The organism is Curtobacterium luteum, assembly GCF_001475545.1.
GTDB lineage: Bacteria > Actinomycetota > Actinomycetes > Actinomycetales > Microbacteriaceae > Curtobacterium > Curtobacterium luteum_A.
Genome location: NZ_LDQC01000140.1, coordinates 1 through 3,393, shown reverse-complemented (window position 1 = coordinate 3,393; position 3,393 = coordinate 1). Strand labels below are relative to the sequence as shown.

The window sequence follows — 3,393 nt, the reverse complement described above, 5'->3', positions numbered from 1 at the left end:
GGCCCCGGGCGCGGCGTCGGGCGCTCCGGCGACGGGTGGACACCGGACCCGGGCCCGGCAGCGGCCCGAGGTCCGGCGGGCGATGATCGTCGAGGCCGCCCGCGAGGTCATCGTCCGCCGCGGCGTCGGGGCCACCGGTCTCCGCGACATCGCCGCCGAGGCAGGGGTGTCCGTCGGGACCGTCACGTACCACTTCGCCAGCGTCGCCGAGATCCTCAACGAGGTCGTCGTGCTCGAGACCGAACGCTTCTACGGCGCGATCGTCGAGGCCGTCGACGCCGAACCCGACCCGGTGCGGGCCGTCCGGATGCTCGTCGAACCGCTGTTCGCCGAGCGGCAGGAGGTCCGCGAGCACTGGCGTGTCTGGTCGGACTACTGGACCGCGGTCGTCCGTCGACCCGAGGTCGCTGCCGAGTACGCCGAGCGCATCCGCGTCTGGGAGGCCTGCCTCGTCCGGGTCCTCCGGCGCGGCACGGAGTCCGGCGTGTTCGCGGCGACGGCGCGGCCGGAGACCGTCGCCCTCAAGCTCGCGGCGTACAGCGACGGCGTCGCGACGCAGATCCAGCAGGGGGTTCCCGGACTGACGAACTCGGTCGCGCTCGAGTGGATGTGGTCCTTCCTCGCCCACGAACTCGGTCCCGCCGTGACCCGGGTCCCGACGGACCCCTTGTCGTGAACGAGCTCGAGCCCTACGGTGTTCCGATGACCAGGAACCGGCAGCAGCCCGTCGAGCACGTGCTCCTCGCGGGCTGCGCCGACGACCTGCCCGAGATCCACCGCCAGCTCCTGGAGCTGCCGGACACCGCGTACGGGCAGGTGTTCGTCGAGGTCGCGCTCGAGGACGAGGTCCGCATCCTGCCGGCACCGCCCCGTGTGAGCGTCACCTGGCTCGTCCGGAGTGGCCGGCCGTCCCGGATCGCCTCGCTCGTCTTCGCCGACCGCGGTGAGGCACTGGCCGACGCCGTCGTCGGTTGGGCGGCGGAGTGGTGCGTCGCGGGCAGCGAGCCGTGCACGGCGCTCTGGATCGGGTGCGCCGAGAGCCCCTGGGTCGAACGAGCCCGGTCGGTCGTCCAGCTCGACCTCGATGACGCCGGCCAACAGGTCGAACTCGGCGGCTGAGCGCGGCGTACGGTCCGCCGCGCGTGGTCGTTCACCTGCCGGTCGTGGCGCGTTCACGAGCCTGTACCGCTGCACAGACATCCTCTGACGGCACCCGTTCGGGGCACGTCCAGAGGGGATCCACACCATGCAGCACACGTCCACGCGACGTCGCGCGGCGCTCGCGCTCGGCGCCGCCGTCATCATCGGCGCCGTCGCACTGCCAGGCACGGCCGAGGCCGTCGCCCAGCTCGCGCTGAACCAGCACGGCGGCGCCGTCCGGCACCACGGCGACCAGACCCGGAACGTCCGCCAGGCGATCCAGAACGCCGGCGCGAAGAACGTCATCCTGCTCATCGGCGACGGGATGGGCGACTCCGAGATCACGGTGGCGCGCAACTACCAGTACGGCGCCGCCGGCCGGCTCCCCGGCCTCGACGCCCTCCCGATGACCGGCTCGTACACCACGTACTCGCTCGTCAAGGACGGCGCGAACAAGGGCAAGCCGGACTTCGTCACCGACTCGGCCGCGTCCGGCAGCGCCTGGGCGACCGGGACCAAGACGTACGACGGCGCCGTCTCGGTCGACATCGACGGGACGCCCCAGCAGTCGCTCCTCGAGCTCGCGAAGGCGAACGGCTACACGACCGGCGACGTCTCCACGGCCGAGATCCAGGACGCCACCCCGGCGGTCCAGGTCGCACACGTCGGCTCGCGTTCCTGCTACGGCCCCGACAGCGCGGCCTGCGGCGCCGACGCCCTGCAGGCCGGTGGTCTCGGCTCGATCAGCGAGCAGCTGCTGAGCACCCGCCCGGACGTCACCCTCGGAGGCGGCTCCGCGAGCTTCCAGCAGACCGCGAAGGCCGGCCAGTGGGAGGGCAAGACCCTCTTCGAGCAGGCCGACGAGCGCGGCTACCAGCTCGTCGACGACGCAGCCGGGCTCGCCGCGGTGCGGAGAGCCGACCAGGAGGCACCGCTCCTCGGGCTCTTCACCCCGGGCAACTTCCCGACGCGGTACGCCCCGACCACCGCGACCGTCGGTGGAGCCGACGCCGCCCCGACCCGCTGCACGCCGAACCCGGCACGCCTCGACACCGGGCTCTCGCTCGCATCGCTGACGAACAAGTCGATCGACCTCCTGCAGCGGAAGCACGCGAAGAAGGGCTTCTTCCTCCAGGTCGAGGGCGCCAGCATCGACAAGCAGGACCACGCCGCCGACGCCTGCGGTCAGATCGGTGAGACGATCGACTTCGACGAGGCCGTGCAGGCCGCGCTCGCGTTCGCGAAGCGGGACGGCAACACGCTCGTGATCGCGACCGCCGACCACGCCCACTCGAGCCAGATCGTGGACAACACTCCGCCGGCAGCGCTCTCCACCGCGCTCGTGACGGCTGACGGCACCACGATGAAGGTCTCGTACGGCACCGCGGCGGCCGGCGGCTCGCAGCAGCACACCGGCACGCAGGTCCGCATCGCCGCGTACGGCCCCGGCGCCGCGAACGTCGTCGGGCTCTCCGACCAGACCGACACGTTCTTCACGATCCGCGACGGCCTCGGCCTGTCGGAGGACGTCGCCGCGCTCAGCCGCGGCGCACGGGTCGACGTGTCCGACCGGTCGCCGCGCCGCGGCGAGCGCGTCACGGTCACGGGCAGCCGGTTCGCCGGTGACCGCCAGGTGCGCGTGCATCTCGGTGACACCGACCTCGGCACCCTCGACCTGGTGAACGGCACCGCGTACACCAGGTGGCGCGCCGAGCGCGGCACCACGACGCTCACCTTCACCGGCGTGCAGACCGGCACGGTCGCGACCGCGCTGGTGCGCGTGCGCTGACGCGCTCGGAGCGGACGGGAGGCACGGTACCGGCTGGCACCGTGCCTCCCGTCCGTCGTGGGTCCGGACGCTCCGTGACCCTCGCGCACTCGACCAGACCGGGCGTGCCTGGCCGATCCGGGCGTGCCTGGCGGAATTGGGCGTGCCTGGTCGACCGGGCGTGCCTGGCCGATTCGGGCGTGCCTGGCGGATTCGGGCGTGCCTGGTCGATCGTTTCCGCCAGGGATGCCCGATCTCGCCTGCCATCGCACACGGTGTGGGAAAGAACGGGCATCCACGGTCAGATCGCGCACGCGGCGCACAGCCCCGTTGACCCGGGCGTGCTTCGTCGACTCGGGCGTGCCTGGTCGATCCGGGCGTGCCTGGTCGATCCGGGCGTGCCTGGCGGATTCGGGCGTGCCTGGCGGATTCGGGCGTGCCTGGCTGAACCAGGCTTGCCCGGCCGATTCGGGCGTGCCGGGCAG

The 3,393-nt window shown here is 72.7% G+C and carries 3 protein-coding genes; all 3 read left to right on the top strand.

Going from position 1 to position 3,393, the window contains the following annotated elements:
• Nucleotides 1–676 (top strand): TetR/AcrR family transcriptional regulator (locus tag NS184_RS16600; RefSeq protein ID WP_058727183.1); only part of this gene is annotated, 676 nt, incomplete at its 5' end.
• Between the two features lie 26 nt (nt 677–702).
• Nucleotides 703–1,119, top strand: coding sequence for an SIP domain-containing protein (locus NS184_RS16595; RefSeq protein ID WP_152998291.1), 417 nt, complete (start codon nt 703–705; stop codon nt 1,117–1,119).
• 127 nt (nt 1,120–1,246) lie between these two features.
• Nucleotides 1,247–2,929 (top strand): alkaline phosphatase, encoded by a 1,683-nt coding sequence (phoA, locus tag NS184_RS16590; protein WP_083513794.1) that lies wholly within the window; start codon nt 1,247–1,249, stop codon nt 2,927–2,929.
• Nucleotides 2,930–3,393: the final 464 nt, after the last annotated feature.